The 19328-nt window shown below is 47.0% G+C and carries 17 protein-coding genes; 8 read left to right on the top strand and 9 right to left on the bottom strand.

Annotated elements, in window-relative coordinates; all coding sequences use genetic code 11:
* Positions 1–67 precede the first annotated feature (67 nt).
* Positions 68–4423, top strand: coding sequence for a CusA/CzcA family heavy metal efflux RND transporter (locus QZT80_RS17920; RefSeq protein ID WP_295125110.1), 4356 nt, complete (start codon positions 68–70; stop codon positions 4421–4423).
* An 11-nt stretch (positions 4424–4434) separates the two neighbouring features.
* A complete protein-coding gene (locus QZT80_RS17915) occupies positions 4435–5667 on the top strand; it encodes an efflux RND transporter periplasmic adaptor subunit (RefSeq protein ID WP_295125107.1) in 1233 nt (410 codons plus the stop codon).
* A gap of 182 nt (positions 5668–5849) precedes the next feature.
* Here QZT80_RS17915 and QZT80_RS17910 read toward each other — a convergent pair whose 3' ends face one another.
* Positions 5850–7406 (bottom strand): family 43 glycosylhydrolase, encoded by a 1557-nt coding sequence (locus QZT80_RS17910; protein WP_295125104.1) that lies wholly within the window; start codon positions 7404–7406, stop codon positions 5850–5852.
* 499 nt (positions 7407–7905) lie between these two features.
* Between QZT80_RS17910 and QZT80_RS17905 the strand changes: the two genes are divergently transcribed.
* Positions 7906–8193, top strand: a complete 288-nt coding sequence (locus tag QZT80_RS17905; RefSeq protein ID WP_295125101.1) for a hypothetical protein — start codon at positions 7906–7908, stop codon at positions 8191–8193.
* Between the two features lie 65 nt (positions 8194–8258).
* Here the strand turns inward: QZT80_RS17905 and QZT80_RS17900 are convergent, their stop codons facing one another.
* A complete protein-coding gene (locus QZT80_RS17900; protein WP_295125098.1) occupies positions 8259–9119 on the bottom strand; it encodes a CHAD domain-containing protein in 861 nt (286 codons plus the stop codon).
* Between the two features lie 224 nt (positions 9120–9343).
* Here QZT80_RS17900 and QZT80_RS17895 point away from each other — a divergent pair, with 224 nt between their 5' ends.
* Positions 9344–10213 carry a universal stress protein gene (locus QZT80_RS17895; RefSeq protein ID WP_295125096.1) on the top strand — a complete coding sequence of 290 codons (870 nt, stop codon included), beginning with the start codon at positions 9344–9346 and terminating at the stop codon, positions 10211–10213.
* A 59-nt stretch (positions 10214–10272) separates the two neighbouring features.
* On the opposite strand, the gene QZT80_RS17890 is transcribed toward QZT80_RS17895, so the two are convergent.
* Together QZT80_RS17890 and QZT80_RS17885 are read right to left on the bottom strand one after the other, a co-directional pair.
* Positions 10273–11133: an ATP cone domain-containing protein gene (locus tag QZT80_RS17890; protein ID WP_295125093.1), complete on the bottom strand. Its 861-nt coding sequence runs from the start codon at positions 11131–11133 to the stop codon at positions 10273–10275.
* A gap of 11 nt (positions 11134–11144) precedes the next feature.
* Entirely contained in the window at positions 11145–11663 is a 519-nt protein-coding gene (locus QZT80_RS17885; RefSeq protein ID WP_295125091.1) for a hypothetical protein, read from the bottom strand.
* 209 nt (positions 11664–11872) lie between these two features.
* Here QZT80_RS17885 and QZT80_RS17880 point away from each other — a divergent pair, with 209 nt between their 5' ends.
* From QZT80_RS17880 to QZT80_RS17870, 3 genes are all read left to right on the top strand, one after another.
* The gene (locus QZT80_RS17880) at positions 11873–12088 is read left to right on the top strand and encodes a DUF2892 domain-containing protein (protein WP_295125088.1); all 216 of its coding nucleotides are present in this window, start codon (positions 11873–11875) and stop codon (positions 12086–12088) included.
* Positions 12089–12641: 553 nt separating this feature from the next.
* Positions 12642–13478: a universal stress protein gene (locus QZT80_RS17875; protein ID WP_295125084.1), complete on the top strand. Its 837-nt coding sequence runs from the start codon at positions 12642–12644 to the stop codon at positions 13476–13478.
* Positions 13479–13592: 114 nt separating this feature from the next.
* On the top strand, positions 13593–13979 hold the full coding sequence (locus QZT80_RS17870; protein ID WP_295125081.1) for a hypothetical protein: 387 nt from the start codon (positions 13593–13595) through the stop codon (positions 13977–13979).
* Here QZT80_RS17870 and QZT80_RS17865 read toward each other — a convergent pair.
* From QZT80_RS17865 to QZT80_RS17855, 3 genes are read right to left on the bottom strand one after another with little or no spacing between them, the layout of a single operon-like run.
* Complete coding sequence (locus QZT80_RS17865; RefSeq protein ID WP_295125078.1) at positions 13973–15040, bottom strand: response regulator; 1068 nt, start codon at positions 15038–15040, stop codon at positions 13973–13975. The two genes, QZT80_RS17870 and QZT80_RS17865, sit on opposite strands and share 7 nt — an antisense overlap.
* Before the next feature lie 55 nt (positions 15041–15095).
* Positions 15096–16670 (bottom strand): PAS domain-containing sensor histidine kinase, encoded by a 1575-nt coding sequence (locus tag QZT80_RS17860; protein WP_295125075.1) that lies wholly within the window; start codon positions 16668–16670, stop codon positions 15096–15098.
* Between the two features lie 35 nt (positions 16671–16705).
* Complete coding sequence (locus tag QZT80_RS17855) at positions 16706–17470, bottom strand: TIGR00730 family Rossman fold protein (protein ID WP_295125073.1); 765 nt, start codon at positions 17468–17470, stop codon at positions 16706–16708.
* A gap of 133 nt (positions 17471–17603) precedes the next feature.
* Here QZT80_RS17855 and QZT80_RS17850 point away from each other — a divergent pair, with 133 nt between their 5' ends.
* Complete coding sequence (locus QZT80_RS17850; protein WP_295125070.1) at positions 17604–17954, top strand: hypothetical protein; 351 nt, start codon at positions 17604–17606, stop codon at positions 17952–17954.
* 138 nt (positions 17955–18092) lie between these two features.
* Here QZT80_RS17850 and QZT80_RS17845 read toward each other — a convergent pair whose 3' ends face one another.
* Positions 18093–18548 (bottom strand): pyridoxamine 5'-phosphate oxidase family protein, encoded by a 456-nt coding sequence (locus QZT80_RS17845; protein WP_295125067.1) that lies wholly within the window; start codon positions 18546–18548, stop codon positions 18093–18095.
* A 17-nt stretch (positions 18549–18565) separates the two neighbouring features.
* Positions 18566–19219, bottom strand: coding sequence for a BON domain-containing protein (locus QZT80_RS17840; RefSeq protein ID WP_295125064.1), 654 nt, complete (start codon positions 19217–19219; stop codon positions 18566–18568).
* Between the last annotated feature and the right edge of the window lie 109 nt (positions 19220–19328).

The raw sequence follows: 19328 nt of genomic DNA, 5'->3' as shown, positions 1-19328 counted from the left end.
TTACAACACACCTGTGTATTAGGGTACGCGGCCTTACCTGCCATCAAACATTTACGGGAAAAGCAACATGCTCAATAGAATCATTCAATTTTCGATACAAAACAAGCTGGTCATCGGGCTGTTTACGCTCGCACTGATCATCTGGGGAGTTTACGCCGTAAAGAAACTGCCGATCGACGCAGTACCGGACATCACGAACAACCAGGTGCAGATCATTACTTCATCACCTTCCCTGGCGGCACAGGAGGTAGAGCGCCTTATCTCCTTCCCGGTGGAACAGGTAATGTCTACCATCCCTGAAATTGAGCAGCTTCGCTCTATTTCGCGGTTTGGCCTTTCGGTTGTGACCATCGTTTTTCATGATAATGTAGACATATACTGGGCGCGCCAACAGGTAAACGAAAAACTGGCGGAGGCCAAAAATAATATTCCCGCCAACCTCGGCAACCCGGAGATCTCGCCCATCTCTACCGGGTTGGGTGAAATTTACCAGTATGTAATACATCCCAAGCCTGGCTACGAGCAAAAATACGGGGCAAGGGAGTTGCGCAGCATACAGGACTGGATCGTACGCCGCCAACTATTGGGTACACCCGGTGTAGCGGAAGTGAATAGTTTCGGTGGGCTCTTAAAACAATATGAAATTGCCCTCGACCCCGATAAACTACGCAGCTATAACCTGAGCATCAGCGAAGTATTTAACGCGCTGGAAAATAACAACCGCAACGCAGGTGGCGCCTACATTGACAAAAAGCCTACCGCCTACTTTATCCGCACTGAAGGTCTGGTGGGCAATCTCGATGATATCAATAAAATCGTGGTGAAAAACAGTGAAGCGGGTGCGCCTATCCTTATTCGTGATGTAGCCACCGTACAAATCGGCAACTCGATCCGTTACGGTGCGCTGACACGTGCTACGAGGCAAAGCAGCGGCGAAGCCGTAGGCGGTATTGTGATGATGCTGAAAGGAGCAAACGCCAACAAAGTGGTGAAGGAAGTAAAATCAAGAATAGACCGCATCAGCAAATCCCTGCCGGAGGGTGTTGTTGTAGAAGCATTCCTCGACCGCAGCGCCCTGGTAGACCGCGCCATTAGCACCGTTGCGAAAAACCTCATTGAAGGGGCACTGATCGTTATTTTCGTACTAGTACTGTTTTTGGGCAACCTGCGGGCGGGCCTTATAGTCGCCTCCGTGATTCCGCTGGCCATGCTGTTTGCTATTGCGATGATGAACCTCTTTGGCGTAACCGGCAATCTAATGAGCCTGGGCGCCATCGACTTCGGCCTCATCGTAGACGGAGCCGTAATTATCGTGGAGGCTACCATGCACCACCTGGGCCTGCGCAAAGGGGGCAGACTTACACAGCAGCAGATGGATGAAGAAGTATACGATTCCGCCGTAAAGATCCGCTCGGCGGCCGCCTTCGGCGAAATCATCATACTCATCGTTTATCTGCCCATCCTGGCATTGGTGGGCATAGAAGGCAAGATGTTCCGCCCTATGGCGCAAACCGTTTCGTTTGCCATCCTGGGCGCGTTTATCCTGTCTATGACCTATGTACCAATGGTGTCGGCCCTGTTCCTGAGCAAGAACACAACGCATAAACGGAATTTTTCCGATAAAATGATGGACTTCTTCCATAAACGCTACTATCCGATCATTAAGGGTGCATTGAAAAGGCGTTTGCTGGTCACCTTTACCGCGTTAGGCCTGCTGATCGTGAGCATCTTTATCTTCACCCGTATGGGCGGCGAGTTTATACCGAACCTGGAAGAAGGCGATTTTGCTGTGGAAACAAGATTGCTCACGGGCAGCTCATTAATGCAAACCGTTGACAAAGTAAACCAGGCCTCCGCCATATTGGTGAAGAAATTCCCGGAAGTGAAAGAAGTAGTAGGCAAGATAGGTGCGGCTGAAATCCCGACGGACCCAATGCCCATGGAAGCCTGCGACCTCACTATCGTACTTAAAGACAAGGACGAATGGGTATCTGCGACCTCCCGCGAGGAACTTACGGAAAAGATGAGCGAGGCGTTGAAACTGGTGCCGGGCGTTAGCTTCGGTTTCTCCCAACCGATACAGCTACGCTCCAACGAACTGATCTCCGGCGTGCGGCAGGACATCGGTATAAAAATTTTTGGAGATGATCTTGAAGTGCTGACTGATTTATCTAAAAAGATCGGCGCTATTGTATCGCAGGTGGATGGCGCGAAAGACCTGTACCTGGAACAGGCAGAAGGGTTACCGCAAATCGTGGTACATATTAACCGCGACCGTATTGCTCAATATGGCCTGAGCGTAGAAACCGTAAACCAGGCCGTGAATGCAGCTTTTGCCGGGCAGTCGGCCGGACTGGTGTACGAAGGCGAACAGCGTTACGACATGGTGGTGCGCCTTTTACAACAAAACCGTCAGGGCATCGAGGATGTAAAAAACATCTATATCACCTCTCCCACCGGCATCCAGGTGCCGCTGGAACAACTGGCCGATGTATCGTTTAAACTGGGTCCCAACCAGATACAGCGGGAAGACACCAAACGAAGGATCATTGTGGGCCTGAATGTGCGTGGCCGCGATATTCAAAGCGTAGTGACCGAAATACAGCATGAGATTGAAAACAAGATCAAACTACCCGCAGGTTACTACATGACTTACGGCGGCCAGTTTGAAAACCTGAAAGCCGCAACAGCCAGGCTGTCTGTAGCCGTACCCGCGGCACTGGCCCTCATCCTGCTATTGTTGTATTTCACTTTTAGATCTGTGAAACAATCGTTCCTGATCTTCACCGCGATACCGATGGCCGCGATCGGCGGCATCTTTGCGCTGCTGCTTCGTGGCATGCCGTTCAGTATATCGGCCGGCGTGGGCTTTATTGCGCTCTTCGGCGTGGCGGTATTGAACGGCATTGTACTCATCACCGAATTTAACCGGTTAAAAAAACAAGGTATGTATACGCTCGATGAAATTGTACTGAAAGGCACCGAAATGCGTTTACGCCCGGTACTGATGACCGCCACCGTGGCATCGCTCGGTTTTTTGCCTATGGCACTCTCCACTGAAGCTGGTGCGGAAGTGCAGAAACCTTTGGCGACGGTAGTAATCGGAGGACTTATAACCTCCACTATTCTTACATTGATCGTGCTGCCTGTCCTGTACACTTACTTTGAAAACTGGAAACCCAAAGTGCCTAAAGTACCGGCTACCATGCTGCTTTTGTCTGCCATACTATTGTTATCTACCGGCGTAAAAGCACAGCGCCTCACCATGGAGCAGGCCGTAGAAACGGCCATCCGTAACAATGCAGGCATCAAATCGTCCAACCTGCAAATCACCCGTGAACAAACACTTAAAGGTACTGCCGGAGATATTGGAAAAACGAATATCGGTTTGCAGTACGGACAGTTTAACAGCATAAAAAACGACAATAACATCAACATATCGCAGAGCATCCCCTATCCTGGTGTATTCCGCAACCGTGGCCTGTTGTCCGATGCCCGTATTGAAGGCGCGAGAAAGAACCTGGCAGTTGACAAAAACGAACTGACCTACCAGGTGAGAAGCGCGTATGGGCAACTATCCTACTTCCGCGCACTACAAACGCTTTACCAGCAGCAGGATTCGATTTTCGGCAGCTTCAAAAAGGCCGCCACCCTGCGCTACGAAACAGGCGAATCTAACCTCCTGGAATCGACTACCGCACAAACGCAGTATAACGAAATGCGTAACCAGATGGAGAAGAACGAGGCCGACATCCGTGCTTATACCGCAGAACTGCAACGGCTACTGAATACCAGTGAGGAAGTTAGTCAGCCTGCACAAAATTTCCTTCCAGAAATATATCTACCCGATATGATCGACAGCGCAACGCAGGCGAATCCCCTGATCGCGCAGCAAAAACAACAGGTAGAAATTGCCGACAGAACAGTGCGCCTCGAGCGCTCCTTATCTGCCCCGGATTTTACCCTTGGTTACTTTAACCAGTCGCTCATCGGCACGCAAAACGTAAACGGAACGGACGTGTATTATGGTGGCGGTAAACGCTTTCAGGGCGTGCAGGCAGGTATTGCCATCCCACTATTCTTCAAACCTTATTCCGCCAGGATTAAAGCGGCGGCCATCGACAAACAGGTAGCAGCCACACAGTTGAATCTTTCTGAAGTGAATTTAAAAGGAGCATTTAGCCAGGCATACCAGGAGTTACTGAAAAATGCGCGCAGCATGAGCTATTACGAAAAGGATGCGCTTCCAAATGCCGCACTGCTATTGAAACAGGCACAGTTAGCCTTTCAGAATGGAGAAATAGGTTATGTAGAGTACCTTCAAAGTCTCCGTACCTCTTCCGACCTGCGTTTCGGTTACCTCCAGGCGATCAATGAATACAATCAATCAGTTTACCGCATAAAATACCTCGCTGGTTTATAAACTACATCAAGATGAATACAAAACTTAAATATATACTGATCATCACTATAACACTGGGCACCACCAGCCTAATAGTTGCCTGCGGCAATAAGAAGCCCGCCACTGAAACAGCGGAAGAAGGTCATGAGGAGAACGAAAACATAGTAGAAGTAAGCAGCGCCCAGCAACAGGCTATCGACGTAAAGCTCGGTACTGCGGAAATGAAGGTCATCAGCGGCCTGCTGAAAGTAAATGGTTACATTGACGTGCCGCCGCAAAACCTGGTGAGTATCACTACCCAAATGGGCGGCATCGTGAAATCGACCCCGCTCCTGCAAGGTAGCACCGTAAAAAAAGGCCAGGTGATTGCCGTACTCGAAAACCAGGACTACGTGCAGTTGCAACAGGATTACCTGGAAAGCAGGAGTCAACTGGAACTCACCAGCGCCGAATATGAGCGTCAGCAAACACTATCGGCGCAAAACGTAAACTCGCAAAAAACATTACAGCAGGCAAAAGCGCAATACCAGGTAGCACAGGCACGTGAAAGCGCGCTCCGTCAGCGCCTGCAGCTGATCAACATCAACGCGTCGCAGTTAACGCCTTCCAATATCCGCAGCCAGGTAAATATATATTCGGCGGTAAATGGATATGTAACCAAAGTGAATGTGAATGGCGGAAAATTTGTGAACCCTAATGACGTGATGTTTGAGATCGTGGATGGCACCGACTTGCACGTAGAATTAAACGTATTTGAAAAAGATGCGGCTAGCGTAAAACCCGGGCAACGCGTGCGTTTTACCATGGCCGGCGAAAGCAAAGAGCAAATTGCCAAAGTGGAACTCGTAGGTCGCGAAATCAGGCCCGACAAAACGGTTACCGTACACGCGATCGCGACCAGCAGCGCTAATTTTTTGCCGGGTACTTACCTGAAAGCACTGATCGAAACCGGCGAAACCATGACACTTGCTTTGCCGGAAAGTGCGATCGTGGATTATAGCGGCAAGAAATACATTTTCGTAGCCACCGAAGCTCCGGAACATGAGCACAAAGACGGCGCTGTACATGTGCATACGGAAGGTGACGAAGCAACGCATCAAATGTATTACTATGAATTGGTAGAAATAACCACAGGTAATGCCGATGCGGGATATGTGCAGGTTACTCTTCCTGAAAACAAAAAGTACGACGGTAAAATAGTACTCAGCGGCACTTATGACCTGCTCTCTAAATTAAAGAACAGTGAGGAACATGCGGGGCATTAATGTTTTACATCTTCACGGGTAAGCATTACCAGGTGTTCGGTGTACTCAAGTTTTATCCTGCAAAAATACGGGGCACTATAAAAACAGTATTGAAGAAATGCGCCAACCTGGTAGATATAAAAAGCCGTTCAAATCATTCGATCTGAACGGCTTTTGAATTCGGAAACACTAGTGGCCCATCATCACTCCCCTACAGGTATCGGCATATCCACACCGGTTGCTGTAGCAACACCGAAATTTGGTGAACCATCGGTATTCCAGGTGAGTTTCTGCATTCTCGGTGCCCGCTGTCCGTTAGTAGTAGCGGCCACGCTGCGGGCGTGATAAACGAACCAGTTTTCCTTTTTCGTCACGCCGTTAGGATCTGTATAAGAACTGGTGAAGAAACCATTGTGCCCCGGTCCATAAACCGAGTTGGCGTCATTTCTAACAAAAACCTGTTTCTTGTTGATCCAATCCGCCGCCACGGTAGGATCTCCGCCACTTCTTAACTCTATCTGGGCGAGGCAATAGTTGTCGCTGGTATAACGGCTTGCTGAATAGATGATAAAAACCGGACTGCTGGCATCTTTTTGCAGCATCTCAGGACCTTCATTCACACCCGCCCCGATCGAATTAGGCTCATGTTTCTCCCAGGTATTAGTGGGCGAAGAAATCCTGATTCTTGGGCCATTGATCGTCCACGGATTCGACATTGTAGGCAGATAAAGATACTGCTTGTACCTGCTGGCGGTACTCTCCCAGCCCGACCAAACGAAATAATTATTCCCCCCCACCGTGAGTATACTTCCATCGATTGCCCACTGATCACTGGAATCGAAAATCTTTCCTTTAAATGTCCAGGTGCCGGTCATTGGATCCGCATTAGGGTTTTCAAGTACAAACATGCGGTGCGAATCGCCGGTACCATCATTTGCTGCAAAATAGATATACCACTTGCCGGACAGGAAATGCAGTTCGGGCGCCCAAATATTGGAAGAATAAGCCGTGCCTGCAGGCGGAGTCCACACTACAGACTCGGGCGCTGTCGACAACAAAGACATAGAGGTCGTCTTTCTCAGGCCAATATTATTCCCCCGGGTGTACATAAAATAATAGTAGCCATCCTTTTGCGCAACAAAAGGATCCGGTCTGCTGGCATTGATCAGCGGGTTCTGAAAATTCAGGTTGTGAAAATTAAATAAATGCTGAGTGCCGGTAACCGTATCCTTCTGCCTGATTTTAGCGCCGAGTGTATTACTTTGCGGGTCCAGCACCATTTTCATACCCGTGGCCTTATTGGTCAGCGAAAACATGTTATTACTGCCCGAGTACGCGATAGTCCAGGCCTGATTATCGCCACCATCATCTGTACCCTGCTGTAAAATATCGCCGGATGTGAAAGATGGAGACTCCAGGCACTTGTTACTCGTCACATTTACGAGCTTATAATAAGTCGCATCAATTTTCACCAGTCTCCACCTCTGACCATTGTTTGGAAACCATAACCATTGCTGAATTTTCTGACCTTCGGCACTTGAATTACCTGTAACCTCTACAACAGGCCCGGCAGGTGCGGCCGAGGTTATTCCCCTGATGCGGTAAGTAGCACCATCGATTAATGTACCAAGCGGTGGGGCCGCACTCAATTTGGTATCAAACTGCAGCGATTCCTCGCTTTTCCTGGGTGGTTCTTTTTGGCAGGCCGTGGCCAATAGCAACACTAGGGCGCCAAGGCCCGTTAAAGCTTTTACTTTCATAACGTGGTTTGTGTATGCAACAATTCAGTTTAATTAAACGTGGATAGAATTGTGGCAGGGTTAAAAATCGGGTTATCGGGATATAAGATAATAAAAAATATATTTAATGTGAGGGTATATTATTAAAAGAATAATTGGGGTGAAGCAACCCTTGTAGATCAGCTCTTTAAAAAGAAAAGGTCCACTAACTCAGGATAAATCACTGTGACCTGCTTTGCCACCGTTCGTATTGAAATAGAATGGCTTACCTTGTTGCCCCAGAATTCGAAAAGCCGCACAATCTGCCGCTTGAAAGTATCTCTGTGAATCCGCTGAGACCCAACACAACTCACGCTGTCCCCACAGTTCAGCGGATTCATGGTTAATGCAACCGCATTTGTGCCGCTGTGTGGCATTTCACAGTCAGGCCCACCAATGATGCCCGTCAGTGTACAAAATATCAACCGGATTTAACTTTACTATTGATATCGATCTGATCACTCCTGCAAAAATAAATGCCATGAAAAACGAACAATACAACCTCCAGATTCCTTACAAAGGAAAGATCAAAGAAGTCCTTGTTAACATCCACCATATAAATGGAAACCATAAAATATGGGCGCTGGTCGATGGCCATGAAATCGTATTCCAGCAGGACGATCACCGGGATGGCTTACGTCCGGTTAATGCTGACCAGCATGTAGATCCCGAACTCTGCTACCAGATTGGTGCCGCTATATGCAAACAACGCAATGGTATGGGAGCAGGTTACACGGTACGGGAAGATTTCATGGAAAATGAATATTAATTATAATGCCCTAATATGCCCATTCTCCGGAGGAAATACGCAAAGAATATTTTCTACGTTAATAGTTAATTCAAGATGAAATCGGATTGTAGACTTGTAGTTACCCACGCCTCACTATTCCCTGCAAGAGTGGCATTCGCGTAAAAATGCCGGCTAATATCAGTAATTTGATCCCTTAGCGAAGTATCATCATACTGAACCTTCCTGCCACTTTTTACCATTTGCCGTGATGCAGATATGTGATCGTGCCACTTGCCAATAGCGTCCTCTACCTTTGATAGGTACTCCACATTGAGTGTAACATCCAACAGACCTGCCGCCCAGGCATAGTTATATATCAATACTTTCAAGATTTTCCGGCAATTATGCAGTTCGTTTTCAGACCCGTGCATGGCAAGCATACCAGCCACCACCTGCAACTGCTGCTTATAAAAAAGACTGGCAGGTGCCTTTTCTATCGGACGGATACGTTTCCTGATCTGCCGCCACATCTCTTTCAAGCGCATTTTGTTAGCAACTCCAGCCGCTTTAAAATCACGTACGGCCTTTTTCATCTGCCTGTGGAGACGTTTTCTTGATTTTTTATGGATGTTATGTTCGTCGCGGCACATCTTTAAGTTCAGGAAAGTACTGCGGATATCGCCGGCATGTCTGGAAATTTTCTTTGCCGGTTTAAACCGTCGCTGAAGTGCAGAACATGTTGTGCTATCTGACAGGATCAGAAATGCACGTATCTTCTTAACCTGTACCCTGAAGATGTGCAACTCATCCTGTTTCCCACCTTTCAGGTAACTGGTAAGGCTGGATTTTAAACGGCTCCACTGCTCATCCAAATATATTGTTTCAATTAACGCCTTCATATCATTAGTTAAAATAGTAAGAGTAAGATAGGTCAGCGTTATACAAAACACATTGATGCCAATCATCCCCACACCTAATTATCATTTTCGTTGCAGGATCCCACCGCATACCCCATATAGCAAGGACTAGAATTCGCGTACCGTCATAGCCAACTCAAACGCTGTAAAATCAAGAGACAAGCCAACGGCTGTCAGCCGATGTATTGATAGCAGCCATTGCTGACTTACCGGCGATCACCTTACTTTACATTCGATCCTACACACGGTTACCAACATATAAACAGTTACAAATGAAAAAGATACTGGTACCAACCGACTTTTCCGCCAGTGCAGCAAACGCGGTTAACTTCGCTGTTCAATCGGCCAAAACTTTACCTATTGATGTTACCATCATACATGTTTTTGATGAGGCAGACAGTATGTATACAGACTACATGGGCGTTAACAAGGAATACAAAGCAGCGCTGAAACAAGACCTCCGGGACAAACTGGACTTGCTAAGATTAAGCATCCTTGAAGCGGAAGGCATCGCCGTAAAAACGAAACTGATCGCGGGCGGGATTACCGATGCAATTATGCAGGAAGCCAAAGAAGAACAAACAGATCTCATTGTAATGGGTACTTTCGGCGCCAACGGCATTTTGAAAAAAATAACTGGCAGCAAAACGGCGGCCGTAATAGGCAACAGTAGCATCCCTGTGCTTGCTATTCCTTATGAATATGAATGGAAGAAGCCCCAGCGCTTCCTGCTGGCCACTAATCATTTTGAAAAAGAACCGAAGCTTTTAAACTTTCTTTTCGAGCTGGCAGCCTTATACATAGCGGATGTAAAAGTGGCCGTATACACAGACGAGCAGCGGGATAGTGCTTTTACAATGGTAGAACATTCTCATGACGCGGCCAGCTTTGAACGGATGTTGAAAGAACGTTATCATGAATCAGCCATTGAAACTACACATCTATATGGAGAAAACTTCGGGGAAACACTTCAGCATCATATTACCCGGCAGCAAATAGACATACTGGTCATGATCACGTACCAAAGAAGCCTGATCAGCCGTGTTTTTCACCCAAGCATTACCAAACAGATGAGTTATATAACAAGCGTGCCGCTACTGGTATTACCGGCAGGACCAGCAAACGAGCATCCTTCCAATTAACCAACCCTTTAATTTTAGCCGCAGGTTATATATGCCTTAGCCGGCGTTAAAGTCGTATGTCATACCAACTCCTTTTCCCCTGCTTTCACACAGAGTGCCTGTAATTCCTCCATCACGAGCGCGATACGGCCGGGTGTCATCCCGGGAAACTCCAGGTATTCGGGATGTTGCAATAATGTTTCACATAACACAACCCCCTTATCCAACAGCCAGATCCTGGCAGGTTTTGACAGCGAAGAAAGGCAGGTAACAGGATACAAACCACCCGCATCTACCCTATCCTTTAACCCCATCCCTTGCGGAAAATCCCAGGAGATCAACGTTATTCCAGCACACAATCCATATTGCAGCGCGTCTTCACTAAAACGTGTATTAGTAACAAGGCATACACTACCGTTAAATAATTTACCCTGACCGGGCATTTTTAAATGAGCGACCAGGTCGTCGTACCTGGCTTTGATATATAGCGGCACTTTCACATCACAAAAGTTGCCCTGCCGGGAATGATATTTACATTCTACAAAAAGTTGTTCTCCGTTCCTTTCCCCGGCAATATCTATTTCATGTTTTACACAATTCCCCTCCAGTACCTGGTTTACAAGCGTATGATATCCCTCCCTCTTAAACAATTCGGCTACATATTTTTCGAAGGGAAAACCTGAAGGCCCCAGCTCAAAGAGGGCCTGTTTTAATTTATACCTTGCAGCGGTGGGGCGCGAGTAATAACGCAGCATTTTATAGGCAATGCTGTAAAGCTTACCGGTAGGAATACCCTCATAAACATGATGTCGAAGTTCTGCCAGTATATTACCTGCTATTTCCGGGGAAGCCCCCACCCTTGTAAGTGATGCGGTAAGTTTGTCCTCGTCGAAAGGAGTTGACTTACCATCAGATTTGGTAACCTGGAACCGTTTTTTCATAGCAGTTTTTTTTAATGGTACTGGCGAATGTGTTTAACGGAAAACGCCTGCCTGTTCTTTATTTTCGAAACCAGTGATAGCTTGTTCTGCTCCTTCGCAAAAATCAGGACAATGCACGAAACGGCGAGAAGAACAGAGCAGGGAAAAGCCGATCCGGCACCCAGTGGGGCAATGGCAAGCAGAAAAGTGGCGGAACCTGCGAGAGCCATCGTACCGGTGAGACCACGCCTGGTCATAAAAACACCAGCTGCTAACTGCAAAAATGCAATGGAAAAAACGATCAAGGTAGTATGCGTGCTAAAATACCCGAGTATGAAACGTTCATACACCGGAAGGGCTGCCACGTCCGCATAGTACAGGTATGCCTGCGGATGGTAAATGGCCGTAATGCCGTTTACAATAGCCGCGGCAACAAAAATAACAGACAATATCACTTTGGCCGTAAACGGCCGCAGGAAGGCTATGCCAAGTAGCAACAAAGCAATGGCATTAGAGAGCATATATTCAGGTGAAAAAATATTTCCGTTCATAACACAGTTTTAAAAAGATCCATTTCATGAACAATTTAACCCAGTTATATCCATCCGGGGATGATAACAATCAAGCCGCTGTTTGAATGTGGTCAGCCTCATCATTTATAGGCCGCCCCGGTATCCTGCGGGCACTCATGCACCGGCCTGACCATCATCATCCAACATTCTTGCCGCATCGCGTTACCTTTAGCGGGTAAAACACTTTTATGAAAGACAATATGAGTTCATTCGACAGGATGGTCAGGTTTGTGGCCGCGATGGCCATTGCTTACCTCTACTACGCCGAAATAGTAACAGGCGTTACAGGCATTATCCTGCTGATAGCCGGCGCCGTACTGTTCATTACTGCAATAGCCGGTGTTTGCCCGCTGTACAGCCTTTTAGGCATCAGCACGTTAAGGAAAAAGGGGCCTCAAAGTTAAATTCCGTAACTTCGTTAAGCTTGAACACGGGAATACATAAAAAAAATAATGCCACAGCCATGCTGTGGGCCAGCCGCATCATCAGATGGGGGTTCGGGCTTGCATTAATCTATTTCGGTGGCGGCCTGGAAGGACAATGGCCGGCCCTTGTTTTCGGAGGCATCTTTTTCCTTTCCGGATTTTTAAGACCAGTCCGGTGCATCGACGGCCAGTGCGGCCGTTAGGCAGTGCGACAAGCGTTTCGGTCACTAACTCATTGGGGCCGGGAACGGTTGCCTGACCAATAATTCATTCTTTCTCTACACACTTACCTGTACTTTATCTCCGGGATGATAGGGTTACTCATTGTTTTTTCAGATCCAGCTTATGATGATGGCCACAATGCTGACTGCTATCACGTCAATGCGTGACACCCATCAAAAGCTCGTTTTATCTCATCGACCCTGTCTCCTACTTATCCGCATGCATCCCGGATGACTTCAATCAACCACCTACGTAATGATTGTCATAGCAGGTTCTTACCCATGGCTGTACTTTCGGTCAAAAGTATACAATGAAAAAGATCGCTGCCGTCATAGACGGTCTCAAATTTTCAGATAGTACCCTTCAATATACCCTCTCCCTTGCCAGGCACGAAGAAGCACATCTGACGGGTATATTCCCGGACGATTTTATCTACAACAGCTTCAGCATGTATAATATGATAACATCAGGGGCCAGCCCCAAACAAATTGCCGACCTGGAGGCAGCCGATACCCGAAAAAGAGATGAAGCTGCGGAAAAATTCGTCAGGGCCTGCCAGGCGTCGGGTTTTACGTACAGTGTACACCGGGATAAAAGCATTGCCATCCAGGAAGTGTTACATGAGAGTATCTATGCCGACCTGATGATTATCGGCATGCAGGAAGACTTCCGCCGTGAGGAACAGCCGCAGCCAACTGAATTTATCCGCAACCTGCTCACCGATGTACAGTGCCCGGTGCTGCTGGTGCCGCCCGTGTATACAGATATAAAAAAAGTGATATTGCTCTACGATGGCGAGCCATCCTCTGTATTCGCCATCAAAATGTGTTGTTACCTGCTACCCTGGATCAAACAGCTACCTGTCGAAATCTTATCTGTCAATCCACCGGGAACCGGGTTGCACCTGGGCGACAATCGCCTGATGCGCGAATTTGTAAAACGTCATTTTCCATCCGTAGAATACCGCGTGTTAAACGGTGAGGCTGAAGAGAAAATCCTTTACCAGCTGGCACCGCAAACGCCGGACACATTAGTTGTTGCCGGCGCTTACCGCCGGGGCATGGTATCGCGCTGGTTCAGGGAAAGCATGGCGGATGTGCTGATGAAGAACCTGGCATTGCCACTCTTTATTGCCCACAATAAATAATTACCCTGAAGTACGCATGTGTTCATGCAGCTATGCACCACCATTTTAAATGCTACCAGCCATCATGAATACCCACATTACACCCATATAATTTGCCGACACAAGATAAAGCACATGCAACAAAACAAGCTTGACGAGTTAAAACAACAGAACGAATATTGGAAAGACAAGCTACAGCTGATTGAAACTGAAAATATCCAATTTAAGAACCGCCTCACCAAATTATTAGGGAACAGCATTCCCAAGGCGCAACTTGATCAGCTGGAATACTTCTTCAACAAGTTTTTTACACTTGATGAGCAACTCATTTTACTTAAACATGAAATAAGAGAGCAAATGCAAGCCATTGATAAGTATCCTGCTATAACATTCGATATTTTGAAGCTATTGCTGGTTGCGCAGGAAAAACTGGAAGCGAGGATTGTTATTGTGCATCGTAATTTTGGTGACCTGAACAGGGAATTCAGTCAGTACATCAAGGAGAAAAAAGACGTTCAATAAAGCATATTGGCCAAACGCGCTTCATTTAATATAACAATAGTGCCGTCTTTCATTTCCACCAGCTTTTCATCCCGAAAATCACCAAGCGTGCGTATGAGCGATTCTGTGGCCGTACCTGCGATCGTAGCCAGGTTTTCGCGGCTGATGTCGATAGTAAAGCCGGGATCGTTATTAGGATTGTATTTGCGATAAAGGGTCATAAGGGCCTCGGCCACTTTTTTGCGAAGAGAGTTATAGGCAAGTCCAAGCAGCTGTTGTTCTTTTGCAAGTACGTTTTTAGCCAACATCTTAATAAACTGAGCAGCTACGGGGAAGTTATTATTTAACAGTTCCTCAAAATCATCTTTAGGTATGATCGCAATTTCGCTGTCCTCCATTGCCTCAGCAGTATCTTTGTAAACAGACCCCTCCAGCATAGCCACTACCCCTAAAAAGTCACCAGCATTATACAGATCTACCACCAGTTCCTTTCCATCGTCGTTTCTGCGGTATGTCCGTACTTTCCCCTTTTGAATATAATAAAGGCGGAGGGGATGATTTCCCTCGCGGTAAACGATCGACTTTTTCGGATAAACATCCACGTCCCGGTTCTCCGGCAATGTTTTAAGGCTGCCCCTTACTCCGGCCTCTTCCATCAGTTGCTTCACACCTGCGGGATCGGGAGTAAACGTTTTATGACGGATTGCGCTCTTTTTCAGGCGTATCTCTATTGCATTTAAAAGGTCCATGCTATTAAAGGGCTTGGTAATATAATCATCTGCGCCCATTTCCATGCCCTTACGGAAATCTATCCGTTCTGTTTTGGCGGTCAGGAATATAAATGGGGTGTTATCCAGATCCTTATTTCGCTGTAACATATGCAACACGCCATAGCCATCGAGAACAGGCATCATGATATCACAAATGATGAGGTCGGGCCGGTGTTGGAAGGCTAAATCAAGGCCTTGTTTACCATTTTCAGCAGTTATTACTTTATAGCCAGCCCAAATCAATATCTCTTCCGTGTTTTCGCGGATGTCCAGGTTATCTTCGATCAGCAAAATGGTTTTCGCTTCCTGCATACAAATAGCTGTTTAATTTAGTGTGTCATTGAATTATACTATCATGCCCGTTTGGCTAAATGCCGCTCTCCAGTGAAAAACTAACGGTAAAAGTGGTTCCCTTGCCAAGTTGGCTTTCACAAGTAACGGAACCATTCATCATTTCGGTGTACTTACTTACAATATGTAACCCCAGGCCAGTACCCTGAATATTTGAAACATTGGCGCCGCGGAAAAAACGTTCGAACAGGTGTTTTTGATCCTCTTCGGTCATGCCGATCCCCTGGTCCTGGATAATAAGGCTAAAGTGCGCGCCCTCCACGATGGTTTTTATCATGATCGCTGAGGCGGCGGATGAAAATTTGACTGCGTTGGTGAGCAGGTTCATAAAAATATGCCGGAACAGGGATGGATCAAGATACACCACGTTTTCTCCTTCATGGTTGAAATCGATCACCTGGTCCTTCTTTAACATGCCCTGCACTTCCTGTATCATCGCATTCACCTGCCCGGAGAGTTCGAACCTGGATGGCCGCACCATGATCTTACCCTCTTCGATTTTCCCGACGGACAAAAATTCATTTAGGATATCTGTTAACAGGTTAGCAGAATTGACAATACGCTGCAGGTGCCTGTTACGTCGCTGTTTTTCTTCGTCTGTATCATATTGCTGTACGAGAAAGGCGGAAGAAAGTATGGTACTCAGCGGCGTCCGGAACTCGTGGGAGGCCATCGACACAAAGCGGGATTTTAATTCATTGAGTTCCTTTTCCTTGCCTAGGGCGTTGGTGAGTTCATCTTTTGATTGTTCCAGCTGTTGCAGGGCCATGCGTAACTGGTGCGTCCGGTCCTCTACTTTTTGTTCCAGCTCATTATTCATCCGTTCAATATTCTCTTCCGCTTTCTTTCGTTCCGAGATATTGTTTACGTATGCAATTACGAACTTACCTTCTTCATTCTCGTAGTGGCTAAGACTTATCTCCACAGGAAATTCCGTACCATCTTTACGTACAGCAAATAAGTCTAAACCTCTACCCATTGGACGGTTTTGAGGTGCTTCATTAAATCGTTCGCGGTGTTTTTCGTGGCGGGCATGCACCCTTTGAGGGATAAGAACTTCGACCTTTTTTCCCAGTAATTCATATTTTTTATACCCGAATTCCACGAGTGCGAAATCGTTGATCATTATGATTTCTCCGGCCTTACCTGCCACCAGTATACCTATGGACGCGTAGTCGAACAAAGCCCCGAACCGCTGTAACTCTTTAGTAAGCTGAAGTTGATAACCATTTTCCGCTGCGGTTTCCGACACCCGGAAAAAGCAATAGTCCTTTCCTTCGTGCCGCACCAACAATCTTTCATAATTACCAAAATGCACTACCCTATTCGCATCTTCCCAGCTCCGGTGTTCTTTCATCACGCCTGCTTCGCCCGGGAGCATATCACACTTGCCAAGACCATTTAACGTCAGGATATTCCCTATCGTGTTCCAATCGGTGGTACCTAACATTTTCATACCGGCTTCATTTATATACACCAACCGGCCTTCGGGCCAGGCACGTATGGCTACCAACCCCGGAGCCCTCTCAAGAATAGCGGCAAAAACAGATAACTGGAACGGTATATCGAGGTTATTTACGAAACTATGCATATGTGTGGCCTTATGTAACAGCGAAGCAAATACTCCTACTCCCCTAACAAACTAAATTTCTTAAACGCCATTTTTCTTTTACGGCGATATTGTTTAACTGAAAATTCCTTAAGGTGACCGATCGCTTCGGCAGTTGAATCGGTAATAAGTATAAACTGAAGATCCACTGGCTCAATCATGCCCTCCTCCAGCATTTTATGCAATAAGGCTGTCACCGGCTCCCAATAAGCCTTATTCATCAATACTATTGGAAAGTTAATGATTTTCCCGGTCTGAATTAGGGTTAATGCTTCAAAAAGCTCGTCCAGGGTACCAATTCCCCCGGGCATTATTACAAAACCATAAGAATATTTAAACATCAGCACCTTCCGTACGAAGAAATAACGGCAGTTATATTGAATATTCAGCCATTTATTAGGTTTCTGTTCCTTTGGCAGGATAATGTTGCATCCCACCGTTTTGCCGCCAGCCTCCCTGGCCCCGATGCTGGCAGCTTCCATAATACCGGGGCCGCCGCCGGTCATTACGGTAAATCCAAGGTTTGCAATTCCTGCGCCCATTTGCCGGGCTTCATCATAGTAGATCGAGTCCTTTTTCACCCTGGCCGACCCGAATACTGCGATGCATGGCCCTACGAAATGCAACACACGGAATCCTCTGATAAATTCGCCAATTACCCGGAAAGTAAAAAAGAGTTCCATCAGCCTTGAGCGCGGACCCTCTAGAAAATAACGTTCGTCTTCCAGTGCGAATCTCCTCTTAGTTTGCACGCTCTCATCCGTCGTGGTATTATCCTGCATATCCATTTAATTTAACACCAAGTTGCAACACATTCAACGTTTAACTGGTAACTGATATCAGCCGGCCGGTTGATAACGGTCATTCCAACGTGCATACATCCATACTAACTTGGTATCAGTAAAACACTGCATAATGAATATACATATCACGGAAGAGGACCGCGTCTGTCACATTCAGCAGGCATTTCAGGAACAATACCCGTTCCTGAAACTGGAATTTTTCACGCAGCCGCACGAACATGGAGCGCCATGTCCGCTATCTCAGCGTATTGATAAGGACACGCCCATCGAGCAGATCCGGATGATACACACATTCGGATGGATAGACATTAGTCCGCAGCGAACTGCCGCAGAAGTAGAGTACGACTTCCGCCACCGGCTGGGAATGAGCGTACAGGTATTCCGGCGGGCAGGAAACGACTGGGCCGAAACGACCCGAACAGACGATTGGACACTGGCTAAACTTAACCAGGAAGGCAGATAGGCATCCGGTGCCGTTTACTACCTGCCGGAAAAACAAATTGATAAGAACGGGGCATATTAGGTAAGCCCACACTATAGCAATCATCCGAAAAGGCCGGCGAATTGCCGGCCTTTTGATTTTTACATTTCCCGAAAAAAATCAACTCGCTTCAAACCTGCCGGATTTCTCTTTGATCCTTATCCGGTATATTACAGGGCGCTTTTCCACTGCTCCAGCGTTTTGAGGCTCATCCAATGCGTGATCGTGAATGGCCAGCGTTTCGCTTACTTTTACATGCAACAAACGGGTAATCAGATTTTTCATGGCATAGTAACGCTCTTTTACATCTGTCACCTCTTCGTACAATCCCCAAAGCACCACACTTTTCCAATTCCCCTGGTCCTGTACTTCGTCCACCTCAAAGCAGACCTCCGGATGCTTTCGCATCGCCTTGATCTTTCGTCCTTCCCTGGAGTGCATCACCAGGTATTCCCCGTTAAATGCGTAGCTGACAGGAACGATGCATACGCGCCCTTCATCCAAATAGCCGATACGGCCGTTGATATTCTCTGCCAGTATAAGATCTATTTCCTCAATTGTTAGGTTACCAAGCATTAAAATAGTATTTAAAGTTATGGAGCAATCGATAATTCATCGCGGACCTCTACCACGCCTGGCGTAGCCCAAACGGCTTTTTCCACTTCATTTCTCTCTCCCCAGGAACGTACCCTGCCACGCAGTACAATATTTCCACCGACTGCAGACACATCGATCGTGTTCGCTTCTATGCCTGCACTACGCGCCAGCGCCTTCATAATCCCCTCTTTAACAACTACCGAAGAGATGCAGGGCTTGATTTTCATATGATTACTTACACCTTTCACCCCCATCAGGCCTTCAACGGCAGCAGCTGCCGACTCCCGCTGGAACTGCCATTCCACTTCGCCCTCAAGTGTTACCCAACCATTTTCCACCTTTAGCTGCACGCTGTCTTCCGGTACAAAACTGTTCCATCTCAGCGCATTCAGCGCTGCATCCTCTATTGCATCATCCAGTTGTATTTTCCCATGAGGCAACATTATCTCCAGTTCGATTACTACCGCTCTTACATCCTTCACCCGTTTCACTGCTCTCTCGGCAGCCAGCTTCCTCCCATAGTCAGGTACATCTCCGGTTAATGTTACTACACCGTTTCTTACCCTCACATTGATAGCGGAGGAATGCAGGATTGGGTCCCAGGCTATTTCCTCCAGCACATCCTGTTGCAATTCCATATCTGTTTTCATACATCAACCATTTCATTGTTAAAAAGCGTAGCTGTTTTGCTCTCGCGCCTGATCCAAAAGTAACACACCCTATACCGCGACCAGCTGACAGCCATTACCCCCTGGCATG

Source organism: uncultured Chitinophaga sp. (assembly GCF_902168175.1).
Lineage (GTDB): Bacteria > Bacteroidota > Bacteroidia > Chitinophagales > Chitinophagaceae > Chitinophaga.
This window is presented reverse-complemented; position numbering and strand designations above follow the sequence as displayed.

Coding starts and splice junctions, on each gene's coding strand:
- QZT80_RS17910 (WP_295125104.1), bottom strand. CDS start 7,406: ATGAAAGTAAAAGCTTTAACGGGCCTTGGCGCCCTAGTGTTGCTATTG.
- QZT80_RS17880 (WP_295125088.1), top strand. CDS start 11,873: ATGAAAGACAATATGAGTTCATTCGACAGGATGGTCAGGTTTGTGGCC.
- QZT80_RS17865 (WP_295125078.1), bottom strand. CDS start 15,040: ATGCAGGAAGCGAAAACCATTTTGCTGATCGAAGATAACCTGGACATC.
- QZT80_RS17845 (WP_295125067.1), bottom strand. CDS start 18,548: ATGCTTGGTAACCTAACAATTGAGGAAATAGATCTTATACTGGCAGAG.
- QZT80_RS17875 (WP_295125084.1), top strand. CDS start 12,642: ATGAAAAAGATCGCTGCCGTCATAGACGGTCTCAAATTTTCAGATAGT.
- QZT80_RS17840 (WP_295125064.1), bottom strand. CDS start 19,219: ATGAAAACAGATATGGAATTGCAACAGGATGTGCTGGAGGAAATAGCC.
- QZT80_RS17860 (WP_295125075.1), bottom strand. CDS start 16,670: ATGCATAGTTTCGTAAATAACCTCGATATACCGTTCCAGTTATCTGTT.
- QZT80_RS17885 (WP_295125091.1), bottom strand. CDS start 11,663: ATGAACGGAAATATTTTTTCACCTGAATATATGCTCTCTAATGCCATT.
- QZT80_RS17895 (WP_295125096.1), top strand. CDS start 9,344: ATGAAAAAGATACTGGTACCAACCGACTTTTCCGCCAGTGCAGCAAAC.
- QZT80_RS17870 (WP_295125081.1), top strand. CDS start 13,593: ATGCAACAAAACAAGCTTGACGAGTTAAAACAACAGAACGAATATTGG.
- QZT80_RS17890 (WP_295125093.1), bottom strand. CDS start 11,133: ATGAAAAAACGGTTCCAGGTTACCAAATCTGATGGTAAGTCAACTCCT.
- QZT80_RS17915 (WP_295125107.1), top strand. CDS start 4,435: ATGAATACAAAACTTAAATATATACTGATCATCACTATAACACTGGGC.
- QZT80_RS17920 (WP_295125110.1), top strand. CDS start 68: ATGCTCAATAGAATCATTCAATTTTCGATACAAAACAAGCTGGTCATC.
- QZT80_RS17900 (WP_295125098.1), bottom strand. CDS start 9,119: ATGATTGGCATCAATGTGTTTTGTATAACGCTGACCTATCTTACTCTT.
- QZT80_RS17850 (WP_295125070.1), top strand. CDS start 17,604: ATGAATATACATATCACGGAAGAGGACCGCGTCTGTCACATTCAGCAG.
- QZT80_RS17905 (WP_295125101.1), top strand. CDS start 7,906: ATGAAAAACGAACAATACAACCTCCAGATTCCTTACAAAGGAAAGATC.
- QZT80_RS17855 (WP_295125073.1), bottom strand. CDS start 17,470: ATGCAGGATAATACCACGACGGATGAGAGCGTGCAAACTAAGAGGAGA.